Annotated in this window: 11 protein-coding genes; 4 read left to right on the forward strand and 7 right to left on the reverse strand. The window is 71.0% G+C overall.

What is annotated here, in order from left to right; all coding sequences use genetic code 11:
• Positions 1-53: 53 nt before the first annotated feature.
• Both FRCN3DRAFT_RS0217420 and FRCN3DRAFT_RS0217425 read right to left on the reverse strand, forming a co-directional pair.
• Positions 54-1,820 carry an alkaline phosphatase D family protein gene (locus FRCN3DRAFT_RS0217420; RefSeq protein WP_007515367.1) on the reverse strand — a complete coding sequence of 589 codons (1,767 nt, stop codon included), beginning with the start codon at positions 1,818-1,820 and terminating at the stop codon, positions 54-56.
• Positions 1,821-1,845: 25 nt separating this feature from the next.
• The gene (locus FRCN3DRAFT_RS0217425; protein ID WP_007515366.1) at positions 1,846-2,685 is read right to left on the reverse strand and encodes an alpha-ketoglutarate-dependent dioxygenase AlkB; all 840 of its coding nucleotides are present in this window, start codon (positions 2,683-2,685) and stop codon (positions 1,846-1,848) included.
• Between the two features lie 336 nt (positions 2,686-3,021).
• Here FRCN3DRAFT_RS0217425 and FRCN3DRAFT_RS0217430 point away from each other — a divergent pair, with 336 nt between their 5' ends.
• Positions 3,022-3,828 (forward strand): methylenetetrahydrofolate reductase, encoded by an 807-nt coding sequence (locus FRCN3DRAFT_RS0217430; protein ID WP_035924872.1) that lies wholly within the window; start codon positions 3,022-3,024, stop codon positions 3,826-3,828.
• A gap of 358 nt (positions 3,829-4,186) precedes the next feature.
• On the opposite strand, the gene FRCN3DRAFT_RS44940 is transcribed toward FRCN3DRAFT_RS0217430, so the two are convergent.
• The 4 genes from FRCN3DRAFT_RS44940 to FRCN3DRAFT_RS0217455 all read right to left on the reverse strand — a co-directional run bounded on the left by FRCN3DRAFT_RS44940 (position 4,187) and on the right by FRCN3DRAFT_RS0217455 (position 7,793).
• Positions 4,187-5,134: an aminoglycoside phosphotransferase family protein gene (locus FRCN3DRAFT_RS44940; RefSeq protein WP_083401481.1), complete on the reverse strand. Its 948-nt coding sequence runs from the start codon at positions 5,132-5,134 to the stop codon at positions 4,187-4,189.
• Complete coding sequence (locus FRCN3DRAFT_RS0217440; protein ID WP_007515360.1) at positions 5,097-5,564, reverse strand: hypothetical protein; 468 nt, start codon at positions 5,562-5,564, stop codon at positions 5,097-5,099. Before FRCN3DRAFT_RS0217440 ends, FRCN3DRAFT_RS44940 begins: the two co-directional genes overlap by 38 nt.
• 369 nt (positions 5,565-5,933) lie before the next feature.
• Entirely contained in the window at positions 5,934-7,031 is a 1,098-nt protein-coding gene (locus tag FRCN3DRAFT_RS0217450) for a hypothetical protein (protein ID WP_007515359.1), read from the reverse strand.
• Positions 7,032-7,343: 312 nt separating this feature from the next.
• Positions 7,344-7,793, reverse strand: a complete 450-nt coding sequence (locus FRCN3DRAFT_RS0217455; RefSeq protein WP_007515358.1) for a PPOX class F420-dependent oxidoreductase — start codon at positions 7,791-7,793, stop codon at positions 7,344-7,346.
• Between the two features lie 710 nt (positions 7,794-8,503).
• Between FRCN3DRAFT_RS0217455 and FRCN3DRAFT_RS0217460 the strand changes: the two genes are divergently transcribed.
• Positions 8,504-10,732, forward strand: coding sequence for a UvrD-helicase domain-containing protein (locus tag FRCN3DRAFT_RS0217460; protein ID WP_007515357.1), 2,229 nt, complete (start codon positions 8,504-8,506; stop codon positions 10,730-10,732).
• Here the strand turns inward: FRCN3DRAFT_RS0217460 and FRCN3DRAFT_RS44945 are convergent.
• Positions 10,681-11,643 carry a phosphatase PAP2 family protein gene (locus FRCN3DRAFT_RS44945; RefSeq protein ID WP_007515356.1) on the reverse strand — a complete coding sequence of 321 codons (963 nt, stop codon included), beginning with the start codon at positions 11,641-11,643 and terminating at the stop codon, positions 10,681-10,683. The two genes, FRCN3DRAFT_RS0217460 and FRCN3DRAFT_RS44945, sit on opposite strands and share 52 nt — an antisense overlap.
• A gap of 490 nt (positions 11,644-12,133) precedes the next feature.
• Between FRCN3DRAFT_RS44945 and metH the strand changes: the two genes are divergently transcribed.
• Positions 12,134-15,874 (forward strand): methionine synthase, encoded by a 3,741-nt coding sequence (metH, locus tag FRCN3DRAFT_RS0217470; protein WP_007515353.1) that lies wholly within the window; start codon positions 12,134-12,136, stop codon positions 15,872-15,874.
• Positions 15,875-16,028: 154 nt separating this feature from the next.
• A complete protein-coding gene (locus tag FRCN3DRAFT_RS0217475; protein ID WP_007515351.1) occupies positions 16,029-16,874 on the forward strand; it encodes an SAM-dependent methyltransferase in 846 nt (281 codons plus the stop codon).
• Positions 16,875-16,898 lie beyond the last annotated feature (24 nt).

The following is a 16,898-nucleotide window of genomic DNA, read 5'->3' on the forward strand; positions in this document are numbered from 1 at the left end:
TGTCTGATGCCGCACCACGCCGGCATGGCCAGCCGGTCGGAATCCGGCGCCGCTCAGGTCAGCGGGGTGCGCAGGACCTCGTCGAGGCCTCCGGGTTCGCCGTCCGGCTCGGTCTTCTCCAGGAGCAGCGTCGCCGCGCGGCCATCGAGCAGGAGGGTGGCGAGCTGGCTGTCGAACCACGGCCCCTCGGTCACCGTCCAGCCGAACTCGGGCTTCTCGGCACCCAGCAGGCGGCCCAGCAGACGGGAGACGCCGGCCGAGACCCTGAGCCGGGACAGCGCGTCCATCCGCCGGATGCCCGGACCGAGCGGGTTGCGGAACGGCGAGCACACCGCCTGCCAGACAGGGGACGCCGCGGCTCCGCCCGCCGGATGCGCCCGGGCCAGGTAGGCGTGGTGGACGTCGCCGGACAGGACGACCACGCTCGCCGGCGCCGGGCCGTGCCCGCCGGTGGCGACCGTGCACAGCAGCCGTGACATCTGCCGGAACGAGTGGCCGAACGCGGCCCAGTGCTCGAGGTCGAGGGCCTGCCGGGCGCGTTCGGCCCGGGCCGCCAGGACCCGCCCGAACCGGCCGGAGGCCACCCGCTCGCTGGCGGCCTCGACGTTGTGGATCATTGGCGTGAGCAGGTAGGGCACGGACGTGGCGAGCAGGAGATGGTCGACCTCGCCCGCGTGCCGGGTCTGGCCCTCGACCCAGGCCCACTCGGTGTCGCGCACCATCGCCCGCGTCCCGTCGGGGGCGACGACCCGGCCCAGCCGGGAGTCGATGACGACGAGCCGGGTGCGGCCCAGATCCCAGCGGTAGCTCCAGCGCGGCGCCGGAAGGCCCCCCGAGCTCCCGTCCCCGTCGGGGTCGTTCGCCGCCGGCGCGACGAGGTCCGCCATCTGGTCGGCCCGGCGGGCCACGGCGCGCAGCACACCTTCGCCGTCCACCCGGTCGAGGCCGTCGCCGCTGGTCGGCACCGTCACCGCGCGCCAGGTCGGGTCGGCGGCGCGGGCCTCGGGGCTCAGGTTGCCCACGTGCTGGTAGAGCCAGTAGGCCATGATCCCGCCGGTGACGCGGGTGTCCCACCACGGCTGGGCCTGGACCCAGGAACGCCAGGCGGCCGAGATGTTCCAGTCGTCCCGGATGTCGTGGTCATCGGCGATCATCGCGGTCGGGACGGTCGACAGCAGCCAGCGGATCTCCGGCTGCGACCAGGCCTCCTGGTAGAGCCAGCAGTACTCGGTGAAGTCGGCGATCTCCTCGCCGGGCGGCGCGGTGACGTCGCGTCGCTCGCGGATGCGTTCGGCCGTCGTCGGCGACACGTGGTCGGCGTAGACCTGATCGCCGAGCAGCAGGAGCGCGTCCGGCCAGGTTCCTGGATCCGTCTCGGCCATGCGCAGCGCGAGCGCGTGCAGCGCGTCCGTGCCCAGCCCGAGCGGGTCGTCCGTGGAGTTGAGGGTGTACGGCTTCGCCTGCGGCGCCGTCACCCGGCAGGACCCGAACACCAGCCTGACCGGCCGGCCCTCGCCGACCGGCCGCAGCAGGCTCGGCGGCCCGGCCGTCCCGGGTTCGGGCCAGACGCGCACCGCCGGGCCGGGCGGCTCCCCGGCCGGAGTGAGCCACACCTCGTAGGGGTAGGCCCGACCCGCCTCCAGCCCGTCCACCGTCACGAGCGCGAAATGGTGCCCGCCGACGGTGAAGGTCGGCGTGCTCGCCCTTGGAGCCTCCCCGGCCCGTACCTCGACCTCGCAGGGGACATCGGTCTCCACCCACACGGACGCCCGGCTGGCGTCGGCATACCGGTGCAGGGGTCCGAGGAGAAGGCTGGTCATGGGGACGATGGTGCCCCTGGACCGGCTAGCGGACGCCGCGGGGGCGGAACTGGACGCTGATGCGGGGGCCGACGGGCCGAGCCGTCTTGGGGACGGCGTGCTCCCAGGTGCGCTGGCAGCTGCCGCCCATGACGAGCAGGTCGCCGTGGCCGAGCTCGTGCCGGATCGTCGTCGGGCCGCCGGCCCCGACGCTGCCGGCGTGCCCGCCCGCCGCGGCGTCAGCGCCGACGCGGCCATCGGCACCGGCGAGCGCGCCGCCTGGGTGGGTGGCCCGGCGGGGAGCGGCGGGACCGCCGGCGCGGGGGCGTAGCACGAGGGCTCGGGGGGCGCCGAGGACCAGGATCGCGACCATCGTGTCCTCGGTGGCGCTACGGCCGGTCCGGTCGCCGTGCCAGGCGACGCTGTCGCGGCCGTCGCGGTAGAAGGCCAGCCCGACGGTCGCGAACGGCTCGCCGAGCTCGGCCGCGTAGTGCTCGTCGAGGGCCAGCCTGGCCGCGTCCAGCGCCGGGTCGGGAAGCGGTTCGCCCTCGCCGTAGAACCTGAGGAGCCGGGGTATGTCGACGGTTCGGTCATACATCGGCCGCCGCTCGGCCCGCCAGGGGACCTCGGCGCGCAGCCGCTCGAACAGCGAGTCCGCCCCCGCGATCCAGCGCCGCCGCACGTCGACCCACGCCCCGCCGGCGAGCCACTGCCGTCGAAGCCCGGCGCCCAGTGGTGCGTCCCGCACCGCCGATCCGGCGCCCCGCCCGCCTACGCCGGTGGGGCCGGTGTCGAGCGGGACAGCGTCGAGCGGGGCGGTACCGAGCAGGTCCGGGTCGAACAGATCCGTGTCGAGCAGTGATGCCTGGAATGGTGCTCCCACCATGAGATCACCTTATCAAACAGGTGTTCGAAGAGCTTGGTGGACATGGCGGGTGCTCGGGAGACGCGCGCCGAGCTGGCGGCACTGGACAGCGCGGTGCCGAAGCTGCCCTGGCTGGAGATCGCCGAACGGGGCAAGAACAGGCCGGACAGATCGTCACGCGGACGATCCTCGGACAGGCCGGTCATAACGCGAACGTGCCGGAGCCCTGCTGGCGCAGCCGGACATTTCGCAGTCGGGGTTTCCTACCCAGGCTGTTCCTACGGTGTGCTAAAGCGGTGCAGCGCACCCGTGCGGTGTGGCTGTGGTCGGTGGATCGTGGCGTCCTATCCTGTCCGGATGCAGGAATCCACGGCGGGTCACGAACGTCCGGTGCGCAGCTTCGAGCTGATCTGCGAGATCGAGCCGCCGACCCGGCCGGACCTGACCCACGCCCGCCACCAGATCGGCGTCCTGAGCCCCGTCACCGACGCGTTCCTGATCCCCGACAACCACATCGGACGCGCGACGGTGTCGAGCATCGCCGTCGCCCACGAGGTGCAGACGATGGGGGGACGCAGCATCGCCTGCGTGAACTCCCGCGACCGTAACCTGCTCGGCTTCCGCCGCGACCTGCTCACCGCCGCGGCCTACGGCGTCGAGGAATTCCTGTTCGTCCACGGCGACAAACCCACCGCCGGGAACCGGACCAGCGACCTGACCGTGCGCGCGATGATGGACGAGGCCCGCGCGGCCAGCGAGGATCCGGTCTTCGCGGACATGCCGGCGTTCCGGGTCGGCGCCGCGGCCGGCCTACGTCCACTGCCCACATGGAAACGAGCGGCCGACTTCCTGTTCGTACAGGTCAGCTACTCGGTGGACGCCCTGCTGCGCTGGCGCGACGCCCATCCGGTCGAACTGCCGATCTACGCCGGCGTCATGGTCCTCGCGAGCGCCGGGATGGCCCGCCGCCTCGCCGCGACCATCCCCGACATCGACATCCCCGACGACCTCGTCCAAGCAGTCGAACGGGACCAAGCGGCCGGGGTCGAAGCGGCCTGCGACCAGGTGCTACGGCTGCGCGACAGCGGCGCCTTCGCCGGTGTGCACCTCGTCCCGGTCAGCCGCTACCGCCAGGTCGCCACCCGACTTGAGGACCTTCTCTAACCGCCCGGGCCGTTTCTCGCAGGTCCTGGTACCCCCTGCCGGATAGCGCGGCCGTAACTCCCCACTGAAAGCGGTCAGGGAGCGGTAGCGGGCGATCAGCGGACCATGGAACCTGTACTGGCCCCAGCGCCGGTGGAGATCCGTCTCGCGCGCGGCGACGATCTTCCGGCCGCCCTGGGTGTCTGGCAGGAAGCCAATACCGCCCGCGGACGACCTCCTGGCGCTCAGCGGGTCGCCAGAGTGCGGGCCAAGCTCGCCGCCCCCGATGGTCTCCTCCTCATCGCCGTGGCAGGCACGACAGTTCTCGGCATGGTTTTGGCGGAACCAGGCCGCGCTCAGGACGGCCGGGCGAGCTGGATCATGTGGATAGGGCGTGTGCGATCTCCCAGGCGATCGCTTCGAACTGGGTGTCGTGTTGGGCGTGGCCCCAGAGTGCGTCGTCGACGCTGCGGATGAAGGCCCAGGCGTGGGCTTTTGTCCGGTCGAGTCCGGTGGCTTCCACGAGGGTGTCGATCCTCTGGCGGACTGCCTGGGCGGGCTGGGGGCTGGCGGTGATGTCGTCCCAGCGGTTGCGTAGCAGCGGTAGCAGGTCGTATTCAGGGTTGCCGGTGAGCGGTTTGGGGTCGATGGCGTTCCAGGGCTGGCGGGTGCCGGCGAGCACGTTGGCGAAGTGAAAGTCGCCGTGTAGCAGGACCGGGGGTGTGGGGTCGTGCGAGAGGTGGCCGCAGGTCATGGTGGCGGCGTCGATGAGGCGGGCGGGTCCCGGTTCGCCGAGTCGGCGCCATTCGTGGGCGAGCGTGTGGTGCCACCGCTCGGCGGTCGCGGTGGTCGTCGGCAGGCCCGCCGGTGCAGGGACGTGCAGCTCGCGCAGGACCGACGCCGCGACGTCGAGCGCGCGGGCGATCGGCTGTTCTTGCAGGGTCATGGAGGAGTCGAGGCGTTCGAGGAGCATGGCGCCTCGTCGGTGGTCGACAGCCAGAAGCAGGACCGCGCCGTGGCCCGCCCATGCCTGGAGTGCGGCTGGTTCGTGGCGGGTTTCCTCGTCGGGCCAGGAGACTTTCAGCGTGCAGTTTTCGCCGGTGTGCCGCCGGACGGGCAGCACAAGGGCGACCTGGCCGTGCATCGGGTCGCCGGCCGGCTCAAGGCGCCAATCTGTGAGCAGGTCGGCGACGAGGGCGGGAAGTTGTTCGAGCCAGCGGCGGCCCGCGTCGCCCTCGCGGGCGCTGTCAGCGCCGTGAAGGCTGGCGGTATGCGGGTCACGGCCTGAACTAAACCGGAGGTCGGTGTTGCGTCGGCGGGACGCCACCCTGATCGATCACGCGGCGAGCGCGCTGTGCGTAGGGCTCGAGTAGCGACGTGAGCTTGCGGTAGTGGTGCTTGTCCGGGAATCTGCGCTGATAGACGGCTTGCTGGACGTCGAGGGTGAGCATCGTGTCGCCGCTGGTTCTGCGGTCTTCCTGGATGAGTGGTGACAGCTTGTAGTCACCTTCTGTGATCAGCATCCAGGTGGGCACGGAAGCGGTTCGCCGTTTTCGATCTCCCAAATGGATCTTGTGTGTCGAGTATCGGCGAGCGATGGGCCCGCGCCTGAGGTCGGCGGTCAGCTCTTCCCAGTCGTCTGCCGGGATGGTCCACGTCGCGAGGGCCTGCTGACGCTGCTCGTAGTTGATCAGGGTGGGAAGGCTGTCGAGTTCGTCCGTGAGAGGGTCGAGACGGTCGCGGATGGGCTCGGCCATGCCGCGAGACCACCGCGATAGCGGCGTCAGGCGGGGCCGGGCGGTCTCGGACTGTGCGGCAGGGTGTCGGGTATGCCCACTGATCTGCGTCAGCGGTGGAATCCCAACACACATCACCGTCGTCGATGCTCGCATCGTGGAGCACTCCGCGGCCGGGGAAGGCGCGACATCTCGGCGAGGACTGGCAGCGTCGGCGACGTTCAACCGCAACCTGGATGCGTCAGGGAGCCGCGGGGGTCTCCCAGATCGTGCGCAGGGTGCGGTCGAGGGTGGCGTGCGTTTCCCAGTCCGCGCGGACGGCGCGGGTGAGCAGCTTCCGGGAGCTGACGAAGGGCAACTGGGCGAATACGAGACCCCAGACCCGTTCGCCTACCTGGCGGAGGATCTCCTCGGCTCCGAGACCCGCCAGCGCGCCCAGCGCGACGCCGAGCGGCCCGGACAGTCCGCCGGCGGTGGCGCCGCCACGGCGCCGAACGCGCGCGGCCCCACCTCGATGAGCATGGCCTTTGCGCCGCCGGAACCATCCTGTTCCACCCGTAGTTCCTGGGCCATCGCCGCCGCGAGCTTCCTGAGCTCGGCGAGCGCGTCGTCGTCGCCGGACAGAGCGTTCGCCCGGACCGTCCGGTACTCGCGTACTACCCGCCGGTCCCGCAGCTCCAGCGCTTTGTCGAGGACATCGGTGGGCCGGGTCCGGACAGGATCGACGTTCTGGACCAGCCAGGGCAGGAACGACGGCGTCCACGGCAGATCCCGGTCGCGCCACCCCTCGCCAGCGAGCTGGAAGCGTCGGCGCAGCTCGTCGAATATCGCGTCTTCGGCGTCGGACCGACCGCGCGGCGCTGCCAGGGCGCTTGCGGCGAAGAGCCTGCCGCGCTTCGCGGACATGACGTGCGGCGCGCCGGTCTGCTGTGCATAGGTGGAGAACAGGAGCGTACCCAGAAGGAACGAGGCGGCGACCCGCGCCGGTCCCGCGTACCGGTCAGCCAGGTCGCCGAGGCTCGGGTACCAGCTGTAGTCGATCCGGGACAGTTCCGGCGCCAGGTCGACGGCGAGCGGGGTGGGAAGAAGCTCGCCGTGCCCGCGGTCCGCCCGCTCCCGCAGGACGTCGAGCGCGGCCGACTTCGAGACCGTGTATGCCGCGAAGCCGACGTTGACCTGGTCGATGATCGGGACCCGCCGGTTAACGACGTCGAACACCGGGTCTCCCCGGTCGAAGCCGCCGGGAAACGTCACTGCGTAGTTGAACGCGGGCAGGCGATCGTGCAGCACCAGAAGGTCGAAGAAGGAGACGAGCCCGCCGAGGTCCCGGGAGACGTGTTCCCAGATCCAGTCTCCCTGCCCGCCCTGGAGGAAGAGCTCGCCGAGCCGGTAGATGAGCGGGTCCACGATCACCTCTGGCCGCAGCGCCGCCCAGTCCTCCGGGTTCGCGATCGTGTAATCGGCCACCAGCCCCGCCCCCGTCACCACATCTCGGGTCCTCGTGGGCACTATCTCACCGGCCGATCGCCAGCAGTCCCGGTACCGCCGGGGCGGCGGGAGCTCCCGATGGGGGTCCGCAGACCCGCTGTGACCGGACGTGGAGGCACGACCAGCTATGCCTGTCGAGCGGGCGCATCATCTGCCGGGCATCCTCACCTTTGGCCGTCGCCGCGAGGCGCGGGTTGGTGTGCGGCAGGCTGGCTTGTTTTGTGGTTGACGGCGTCGATTCGAGATCACGTCGCCCGGGGCGCGCTTCAGATGACCTTCAGATTCGTCTGGCGCCCGACCTCAAGTCGCCGTTCAGGTGGCGGTCGGTATGGTGCGGGCCTGCATGCCTTCGAGGTCTGGGTCGAGCCCCCAGGACAAGATCCGTCGCGGGTGGATCTGGATGACCTCGCGGCTCAGCCACGTCTGGGGCGGGTCGATGTCCGTCAGCGCCTCGGCGGTGCCCCGAATCTCGACTCCCCGCACCTTCCACGGGTCGACCGAAGCGATGTCGTCGACAACCAGCGAGACGACGCCGGTCGCCGCGACATTGCGGAACTTCCGGGAGGCGCCGAGGTTGTAGCCGTAGATCTCGACGATGCCGTCCGGGCGGACCTGAAAGCCGACCGGCGAGTTCTGCGGGCTGCTGTCGGGCGCGACGGTGGCGAGCCGGCCAAGCCGCTGGCCGGCGAGGTAGCTCAGTTCGCGGTCGCTGAACACCTCGGAGCCAGGCGCGACGGCGGCGGGGACGTCGGTAGCGGTCATAGGTCTTAGGTTGCAACCTCAACCGCACTTGAGGTCAAGCCGATCCGGACTCGCCGGGCGCCAGCGTCGACCAGCGTCTCCTTGATGTCGTCCTTGCAGATCCGGGGAAGGTCGAGGCACTGGCCAGCGTGGCCTTCCCGGCGGCAGGCGCGCCAGACGCGAAGATGATGAGTCGGTTGGCCGTAGTCCCAAGATCTTCTGCCGCGACGATGGAGACTCTGCGGGTGACGATCGAGAGTCTGCGCGCGGTCCCCGGCGTCCTCGACTATCGGACGGCTGTCGTCCCCTGGGCCAGATAGGAGATCCATCCGAGGCTGGTGCGTTCTGTACCTAGCAATTGCCAGGGAAGTGCTAGATCGCCGGGAATTGCTAGATCGACGAAGGAACCTGCGACGGGCCCCGGCTCCGGAGGGCGACACGGTCGAACTAGTGTTCGAACAATCGCGCGGAGTGACCTAAGCTCACACGCTGATAGCGGATGAGGGCGGCGAGAGGCATCGGTGGGTGCCTCGATGCCGGACCGTGGCGACTCGCTCGGTGAGACAGGACTCGGTGCAACAGCAACAGAAATGGCGCGAGCCGTACGGATAGCGGCTGAACCGCTCGTATGGTCTCAAGGGGCGCGCCCGGGTCGGCGCAGGGAGCGATGTCCCGGCATGGCCGAGCCGTTGCCTGGGTGCGCATGGTGTGGGACGGGAGGGGACGCTCCGGTGGCTCGGCTGGGTATCGACAAGGACTTCTTGCGGGACTTCGCACGGCTGGATAAGCCCGTCCAGGAGAAGGTCACCGACACGTTCGCGAAGTTCGAGCACGCCACCCACACCGGCCTGCATCTCGAGAAGATCAGTAACGCGCGCGACGGTCGGCTGCGCACGATCCGGATCGACCAGTTCTGGCGCGGCGTCGTCCTCGCCCCGGACAGCGGCGACTCCTTCACCCTGCTCAAGGTCCTGCCCCACGACGAGGCCTACACCTGGGCTCAGCGGCATCGGGTCTCGGTGAACGCGGCCACCGGCCGGATCGAGATCCGCGACAGCGTCGCGATCGACGCGACCCTGCCGGAGCTGACCCGCTGGGCGAGCCGCGTCGACGGGTACCGGCGGCTGCTCGCGGACGTGGACGACGCGACGCTGCGGCGGCTGGGCGTCGACGACCAGACGCTCGCCTTCGCCCGCGCCCTGACCGACGTCGCCCAGCTCGAGACGGCCAGGGCGTTCCTGCCGGACAGCCAGTGGTCGGTGCTCTACGGCCTGGCCGCCGGGATGTCGCCCGAAGAGGTCTGGGCGGACATCGCGGCCGATGCCACCGGCCTTACCGGCGATGCGCCCCGGCCTGTGGCCGCTGACGGAGTCACGGCAGATCGAGCCCGCTTCGACCCGGACGACGTCACGGCCGCCGTCGAACGCAGCCAGGACCGGGTGGTGCTCGTCTCCGGCCCCGCCGCGCTACTGGACATGCTGAGCCACCCGTTCAACCTGTGGCGGATCTTCCTGCACCCCGTCCAGAACAAGGTCGCTCTCGGCCACTACCGCGGCCCGGCCCGGGTCACCGGTGGCCCGGGCACCGGCAAGACCGTCGTCGCGCTGCACCGCGCCCGCCACCTCGCCGCCGGCGGTGAGGGCCCGGTACTGCTGACCACCTTCACCAAGACGCTGACCTCGGCGATCGAGGCGAACCTGGCCCTGCTGGAGGAGAAGGCCGAGATCCGCGACCGGATCACGGTCCTCACCGTCGACCAGGTCGCGAACCGGATCTACCGGACGGCCCACGGCAACCCGCCGCTGCTCGCCGGCTCCGACGAGGCCGTGCTCTGGCAGGAGACCGTCGCCGAGCACGGGCTGGCGCTGGGCGACCGGTTCGTCGCCGACGAATGGCGCCAGGTCATTCTCGGGCACGGGATCACCGACCTGGCCGGGTACCAGGCAGCGTCCCGCGCCGGGCGCGGCCGGGCGCTGGCCGCCGCGCAGCGCGCCCGGGTCTGGGCCGCGGTCGAGGCCTTCCAGGCTCGGCTGCGGGAGCTGGGCGCGCTCACCTACGCGATGGTCTGTGCCGAGGCGACCCGGCTGTTGGAGGCCGGCGCCGTCCCCGCCGACCTGTTCGGCGCGCATGCGCCGGGCGTCCCGGTCCCGGCCGGCGGCCGCCGGCCGTTCCGCCACGTCGTCATCGACGAGGCGCAGGACCTCAGCCCCGTCCAGTGGCGGCTGCTGCGAGCCGCGGCCGGCCCCGACCAGAACGACCTGTTCCTCGCCGGCGACGCCCACCAGCGGATCTACGGGCACCGGGTCACTCTTCGGGACCATGGCATCGACGTCGCCGGCCGGGCCAGCCGGCTGACCATCAACTACCGCACGACCGCCGAGATCCTCGGGTGGAGCCTCGGCATGCTGCGCGACGAGCGGATCGACGACCTCGACGGTGGGCTCGACCGGATCGCGGGATACCGCTCCGAACTGCACGGCCGCCGTCCGGTGCTCGTCGGCGCGCTGACCCCGACCGACGAGCTCAAGGGCCTCGTCGAGGTGATCCGTGGCTGGCTGGACGCGGGCGTCGAGCCGGCCGAGATCGGCGTGGCGGCCCGCAGGAACACCCTCGTCGACGAGGTGGTCACGGCGCTGACCGACGCGGGGATCATCGCCAGGGCGCTCAGCAAGCCGAAGCTGAAGGGCCGCCGGGGCGTCGCCCCGGCAAGCCCCGTCGCCGTCGGGTCGATGCATGGGATGAAAGGACTGGAGTTCCGCTGCCTGGCCGTGGTCGGCGTGTCCGACGGGCTCGTGCCTGCCCTCGGCTCGGTGGCATCCGTCGACGAGGACCCCTACGCGCACGCCGTGGACCTCCTGCAGGAACGCTGCGCGCTGTTCGTCGCCTGCACCCGCGCCCGCGAGCAGCTCTACGTGTCCTGGAGCGGCACCCCGAGCCCGTTCCTCACCGCCGTCCGCTGACGGATCTGCTCGCCCGTGTCCTCGGCCCCCGTGGGGGTGGGCCGGCGCCGGCGGGGCAGCGCCCGGCGGACCAGGAGAACGATCGCGACGGCGAGCAGCAGGTCGACGAAGCCAGCGACGGCGTCGAGCAGATAGTGGTTGCCGGTCGACATGACGACGAGAGTCGTCATGACCGGGTAGCACGCCCCGATCACTCGGACGGCCCGGCGGCGGGCGAACCGGGCCAGGAGATAGCCGCACCACAGCGCCCAGCCGCAGTGCAGCGACGGCATCGCCGCGTACTGGTTGGTGAGCCCGCCCAGCCCGCGCGGCGCGCTCGCGTCGCCTCCCCACCAGCCCCAGCCCGAGACGGCGGCCATGGTGTCGTGGAACCCGGCGCCGACCAGCAGCCGCGGCGGGGTCGTCGGCAGCAGCCAGAACCCGACCAGCCCGATGACCGTCGTCAGCAGGATCGTGCTGCGCGCGACCCGGTAGTGGCCTGGGTTGCGCCGGTACATCCAGATCAGCACGGCGGGCGTGAGGACGTAGTGCAGCGTCGCGTAGAAGTAGCAGGCGGGCACCGCCAGCGCCGGCACGTGCGCCAGGAAGTCGTTGAGGCTGTGCTCGGGGTTGAGGTGCCAGACGTTCTCCAGGCGCAGCACCTCGCGGCCGATGTCGTCCGCCCTGGCGAGGTCGTCGCTCTTGAGGCCCCGCACGCCGGTGTACGCGCCGTAGAGGAGCGCGATGCCGAGGATCTCCTGCCACCAGCGCGGCAGCCCGTTGCCCGCCGCGCCCGCCGCCGTGGCGCGGGCGGTGGTCGGGTGGGACTCCGGGCCTGGCTCCCTCTCCGGATCCCTGCCGGGCCCGTGGTCGCGTCCGCGCCGCGGCCCGGGCTGGGCCGGGCCCTGGGCGTCGTTCGTCGCGACGGCCACCTGGACCTCCTCGGAGCTCGACGACGGGCAGGCGCGGTCGCTCCCACCTGAAGGTGGATTTAAAGGAGCCTTGCCGAGGACAAATCCGCCCGTCAACTGGTTTAGTCCCAGCAAAGACTGATGTGATGCCAACCACTCATCTGTGACGCCGGCCACTCATTCCCTGTCTCTCAGCGTTCTCCGCCTGTTCACGCGTGGTCTGGCGAAGGAAGCGACTGAGGGTGTGGTCCGTGCGGCTGGTGGGTGTGGCCCTGACGTTGCCGGCTCCTGGCCCGGGAATCCGTGACAGGGCGCGGCAGAGCGTCGCGAGGCGGCGAGGCCCACGTGTGACATGGCGGCGCGACTTAGTAAGGTCGTAGGCAGGTCGAGAGGCGCTGCGACGGGCCACGGATGCTGGATTGCCTGCTGAGTCACTGAGTGGGCCCGCCACGCTCGGCTGGTTTCAGCATCCCCAAGGGCGCCTCCCACAACGTGTGCGGGAGGTAGCCAGGTGGTCGTCGCCGTCAACCAGGTTCGCGAGGACGAGCGGGCGCGACGGATCCAGGCGCTCAAGGATCTGCTCGCCCAACGGGTGGTCATCCTTGACGGCGCCTACGGAACGATGCTGCAGGGCGTGGGCCTGACCCCGGCCGACTACCGGCTCGGCGGCTTCGTCCCCGCCGACCATCCGCGTGACGTCACCGGCGACCCGGACCTGCTCAACCTCACCCGCCCGGACGTCATCCAGGACGTCCACCGCCAGTACCTGACCGCGGGCGCGGACGTCGTCACGACGAACACGTTCACCGCGACCAGCATCGGCCAGGGCGACTACGGCCTGCAGCCGCTGGTCCGGGAGATGAACCTGGCCGGCGCGCGGCTGGCCCGCGAGGCCGCCGACGAGGTCGCGGCGGAGACGGGTAGCCCCCGGTTCGTCGCCGGCTCCATCGGCCCGCTCAACGTCACGCTGTCGCTGTCACCGCGCGTCGACGAGCCCGCCTACCGAGCCGTCACGTTCGACGAGGTCAAGGCCTCCTACTCCGAGCAGATCGCCGCGCTCGCCGACGGCGGCGTCGACCTGCTGCTCATCGAGACCATCTTCGACACGCTCAACGCGAAGGCCGCGATCGCCGCCGCCCAGGAGACCGCGCCCGACCTGCCGCTGTGGATCTCCGTCACGATCGTCGACATGTCCGGGCGGACGCTGTCCGGGCAGACGGTCGAGGCCTTCTGGACGTCCATCGCGCACGCGAACCCGCTGGTCGTCGGCCTGAACTGCTCGCTCGGCGCCGCCGAGATGCGCCCCTACGTCGCCGAGCTCGCGCGTCTGGCCGGTACGCACGTCGCCAGCTACCCGAACGCCGGCCTGCCCAACGCGTTCGGCGGCTACGACCAGACCCCCGACGAGGCCGGGCAGCTGCTCGGCGAGTTCGCGACCTCGGGTCTCGTCAACATCGTCGGCGGGTGCTGCGGCACGACTCCGGGACACATCGCCGCGGTGGCCGCGGCCGTCCACGGCGTCACGCCACGGCCGGTGGCCGGGCCACCCGAGCGCACCCGGTTCAGCGGCCTGGAGACGTTCGAGATCGGTCCCGACACCGGCTTCGTCATGATCGGTGAGCGGACGAACGTCACCGGCTCGGCCAAGTTCCGCCGCCTCATCGAGGCCGACAACCACCAGGGCGCCGTCGACGTCGCCCTCGAGCAGGTCCGCGGCGGGGCGAACATCCTCGACGTCAACATGGACGCCGACCTGCTCGACGGCGAGCAGGCCATGACGACGTTCCTCAACCTGATCGCGACCGAGCCCGAGGTCGCCCGCATCCCGATCATGATCGACAGCTCCAAGTGGACCGTGCTCGAGGCGGGGCTGCGCTGCGTGCAGGGCAAGGGCGTGGTCAACTCGATCAGCCTCAAGGAGGGCGAGGAGCCCTTCCTGGAGCACGCCCGGCTGATCCGCTCCTACGGCGCGGGCGTCGTCGTCATGGCCTTCGACGAGCAGGGCCAGGCCGACAGCACCGAGCGCAAGGTCGAGATCTGCGAGCGGGCCTACAAGCTGCTGACGTCCCCGGAGGTCGGCTTCCCGGCCGAGGACATCATCTTCGACCCGGCCGTGCTCGCCGTCGCCACCGGCATCGCCGAGCACAACGGCTACGCCAAGGCCTTCATCGACGCCCTGCCGATCATCAAGGAGCGCTGCCCGGGCGTCCGGACCAGCGGCGGCATCTCGAACCTGTCGTTCTCGTTCCGCGGCAACGACGTCGTCCGCGAGGCGATGCACTCGGCGTTCCTGTACTACGCCGTGCAGGCCGGGCTGGACATGGGCATCGTCAACGCCGGCCAGCTGACCGTCTACCAGGACATCCCGGCCGACCTGCTCGAACTCGTCGAGGACGTGCTGTTCGACCGCCGCGAGGACGCCACCGACCGGCTCGTCACCTACGCCGAGGAGCTGCGCGCGTCCGGCGGCGGCGCCACCGGGCCGCGCCGCGGCGCCGACCTGTCCTGGCGGGAGGCGCCGGTGCGCGAGCGGCTCTCGCACGCCCTCGTGCACGGCATCGTGGACTTCATCGAGGCGGACACGGAGGAGGCGCGGCAGCAGGTCGCGCGGCCGCTCGAGGTCATCGAGGGCCCGCTGATGGACGGCATGAAGGTCGTCGGTGACCTGTTCGGCGCGGGCAAGATGTTCCTGCCGCAGGTCGTGAAGTCCGCCCGGGTGATGAAGCGGTCCGTCGCTTACCTCGAGCCGTACATGGAGGCCGAGAAGGTGAAGGCCCTCGCTGAGGGCCGCATCGACCCGGGCCGCGGTGCCGGCAAGGTCGTGCTGGCGACCGTCAAGGGCGACGTCCATGACATCGGCAAGAACATCGTCGGCGTCGTCCTCGGCTGCAACAACTACGAGGTCATCGACCTCGGGGTGATGGTGCCGGCGACGAAGATCCTCGACACGGCGGTCGCGGAGGGCGCCGACGCGGTCGGCCTGTCCGGGCTGATCACCCCGTCGCTGGACGAGATGGTCAGCGTCGCGGCCGAGATGGAGCGGCGCGGGCTGAAGCTGCCGCTGCTCATCGGCGGCGCGACGACGTCGCGCCAGCACACCGCGGTGCGCATCGCCCCCGCCTACGAGGGGACGACGGTGCATGTCCTCGACGCGTCCCGCGTCGTCGGGGTCGTCTCCGACCTGCTCGACTCCGACCGGGCCGCGGCGCTGGACGTGCGCAACCGCGAGGAGCAGGCGACGTTGCGCGAGCAGCACGAGAACCGCCAGCAGCGCCCGCTGCTCTCGCTCGCGAAGGCCAGGGCCAACCGCGAGCAGGTCAGCTTCGAGGGCCTCCCGACGCCGGCTTTCACCGGGACGCGGACGGTGACGCCCACCATCGCGGAGTTGCGCGAGTTCATCGACTGGCGGTTCTTCTTCCTCGCCTGGGAGCTGAAGGGCACCTACCCGGCGATCCTGGACGAGCCCGTGGCGCGGGAGCTGTTCGACGAGGCCAACGCCCTCCTCGACCAGATCATCGCCGATGGGTCGTTCACCGCCCACGGGGTCTACGGCTTCTGGCCGGCCCACGCCGACGTCGACGACCTCGTCTTCGACGTGGCCGGCGCCGGTGGAACCGGTGCCGGTGCTGCTGCCGGCGCCGGGGGTGGTGAGGTCCGTTTCCCGATGCTGCGCCAGCAGACCGAGAAGCCGGCCGGCCGGGCGAACCGCTGCCTGGCCGACTATGTGGCCCCGGCCGGCGGGGGAGACCACATGGGCGCGTTCGCGGTCTCCATCCAGGGCGCCGAGGCGCTGTCCGCCGGCTTCGAGGCCGCCCAGGACGACTACCGGTCGATCATGGCCAAGTCGCTCGCCGACCGCCTCGCCGAGGCGTTCGCCGAGTACATCCACCTCGAGGCCCGCCGCGCCTGGTTCGAGCCCGAGGCCGAGCCGGCGCTGGCGGACCTGCATGCCGAGCGCTTCCGCGGCATCCGTCCCGCCCTCGGCTACCCAGCCTGCCCCGACCACACCGAGAAGCGCGCCCTGTTCGACATCCTCGGTGCCGAGCAGCTGGGAATGCGCCTGACGTCGTCCTACGCCATGACTCCCGCTGCCGCCGTCAGCGGCCTGATCTTCGCCAACCCCGCGGCCCGCTACTTCACCGTCGGCCGCATCTCCCGGGAGCAGGTCAAGGACTACGCCGCCCGGCAGGGCAAGGACGTCGCCGACGTGGAGCGGTGGCTGCGCCCCAACCTCGCCTACGACCCCGCCTGACCGTTCCTCCGCCGGGGCGCCTCCTTCTTGCTTGCGAACAATGCCGGGGCGCTCCGGCGGGTAGAACATCGGGGCTGCGGGGGGTGGTAGGTCCGGTACGGTCGGCGATAGGGTGGGCGAACTGGCCGTCCTATACCACGCGGAGACCACCCACATGGTCGGAGAACCGTCGGCAACCAGCGCGCAGGGCTCCGACCAGGTCGTCGCCTTGTCGGACTCGATAGACACGTCGGTGCCGCATTCCGCACGTATCTGGAACTACTGGCTTGGCGGCAAGGACTGCTATCCAGTCGACCGGACGGCGGGCGAGGAATACCTGAAGGTGTTCCCCGGCATCGGGGAGCTCGCGCGTGCCTCCCGCGGTTTCCTCGTCCGCTCGGTGCGTTACCTGGCCGGCGAGGCCGGGATCCGCCAGTTCCTCGACATCGGAACCGGCCTGCCCACCGCCGACAACACGCACGAGGTAGCCCAACGCGTCGCCCCGGAATGCCGGATCGTCTATGTCGACAACGACCCGCTGGTTCTGACGCACGCCCGCGCGCTGCTGGCGACCACTCCCGAGGGCGTCACCGACTACCTCGACGCCGACCTGCGCGACCCGAAGAGCGTCCTGGCCGCCGCGTCCGGGACCCTGGACTTCACCAGGCCTGTAGCTCTGATGCTGATGGGTGTCCTCGGTCATATCCCCGACGACGCTGAGCTGCGATCCATCGTGAAGCAGTACCTGGACGCATTGCCTTCGGGCAGCTACCTGGCCAGCTATGACGGGACCCAGCCGGCCGGCGACAGCGGGTTCGGCGACGCGCAGGACGACTACAACGAGTCGGGGGCGCTTCCCTACATCCTGCGCACGCCGGAACGGTTCGCCGAACGCTTCGAGGGCCTGGAGCTGGTCGACCCGGGAGTCGTGCCGCACACCCACTGGCGGCCGGACCCCACCCCGGACGGCGCATTGCCCGCTCCGGTCGACGGCCACTGCGGCGTCGGCCGCAAGCCCTAGCCCAGCTCGGCGCGGCGCGGCGCG

The sequence above is a fragment of the Pseudofrankia saprophytica genome (genome assembly GCF_000235425.2).
GTDB classification, from domain to species: domain Bacteria; phylum Actinomycetota; class Actinomycetes; order Frankiales; family Frankiaceae; genus Pseudofrankia; species Pseudofrankia saprophytica.

What these genes read in the sequence shown, in the direction of transcription:
- FRCN3DRAFT_RS0217430 (WP_035924872.1), top strand. Translation starts at nt 3,022, where the DNA reads ATGCAGGAATCCACGGCGGGTCACGAACGTCCGGTGCGCAGCTTCGAG.
- FRCN3DRAFT_RS0217425 (WP_007515366.1), bottom strand. Translation starts at nt 2,685, where the DNA reads ATGGTGGGAGCACCATTCCAGGCATCACTGCTCGACACGGATCTGTTC.
- FRCN3DRAFT_RS0217455 (WP_007515358.1), bottom strand. Translation starts at nt 7,793, where the DNA reads ATGACCGCTACCGACGTCCCCGCCGCCGTCGCGCCTGGCTCCGAGGTG.
- FRCN3DRAFT_RS0217475 (WP_007515351.1), top strand. Translation starts at nt 16,029, where the DNA reads ATGGTCGGAGAACCGTCGGCAACCAGCGCGCAGGGCTCCGACCAGGTC.
- FRCN3DRAFT_RS0217440 (WP_007515360.1), bottom strand. Translation starts at nt 5,564, where the DNA reads ATGGCCGAGCCCATCCGCGACCGTCTCGACCCTCTCACGGACGAACTC.
- FRCN3DRAFT_RS0217420 (WP_007515367.1), bottom strand. Translation starts at nt 1,820, where the DNA reads ATGACCAGCCTTCTCCTCGGACCCCTGCACCGGTATGCCGACGCCAGC.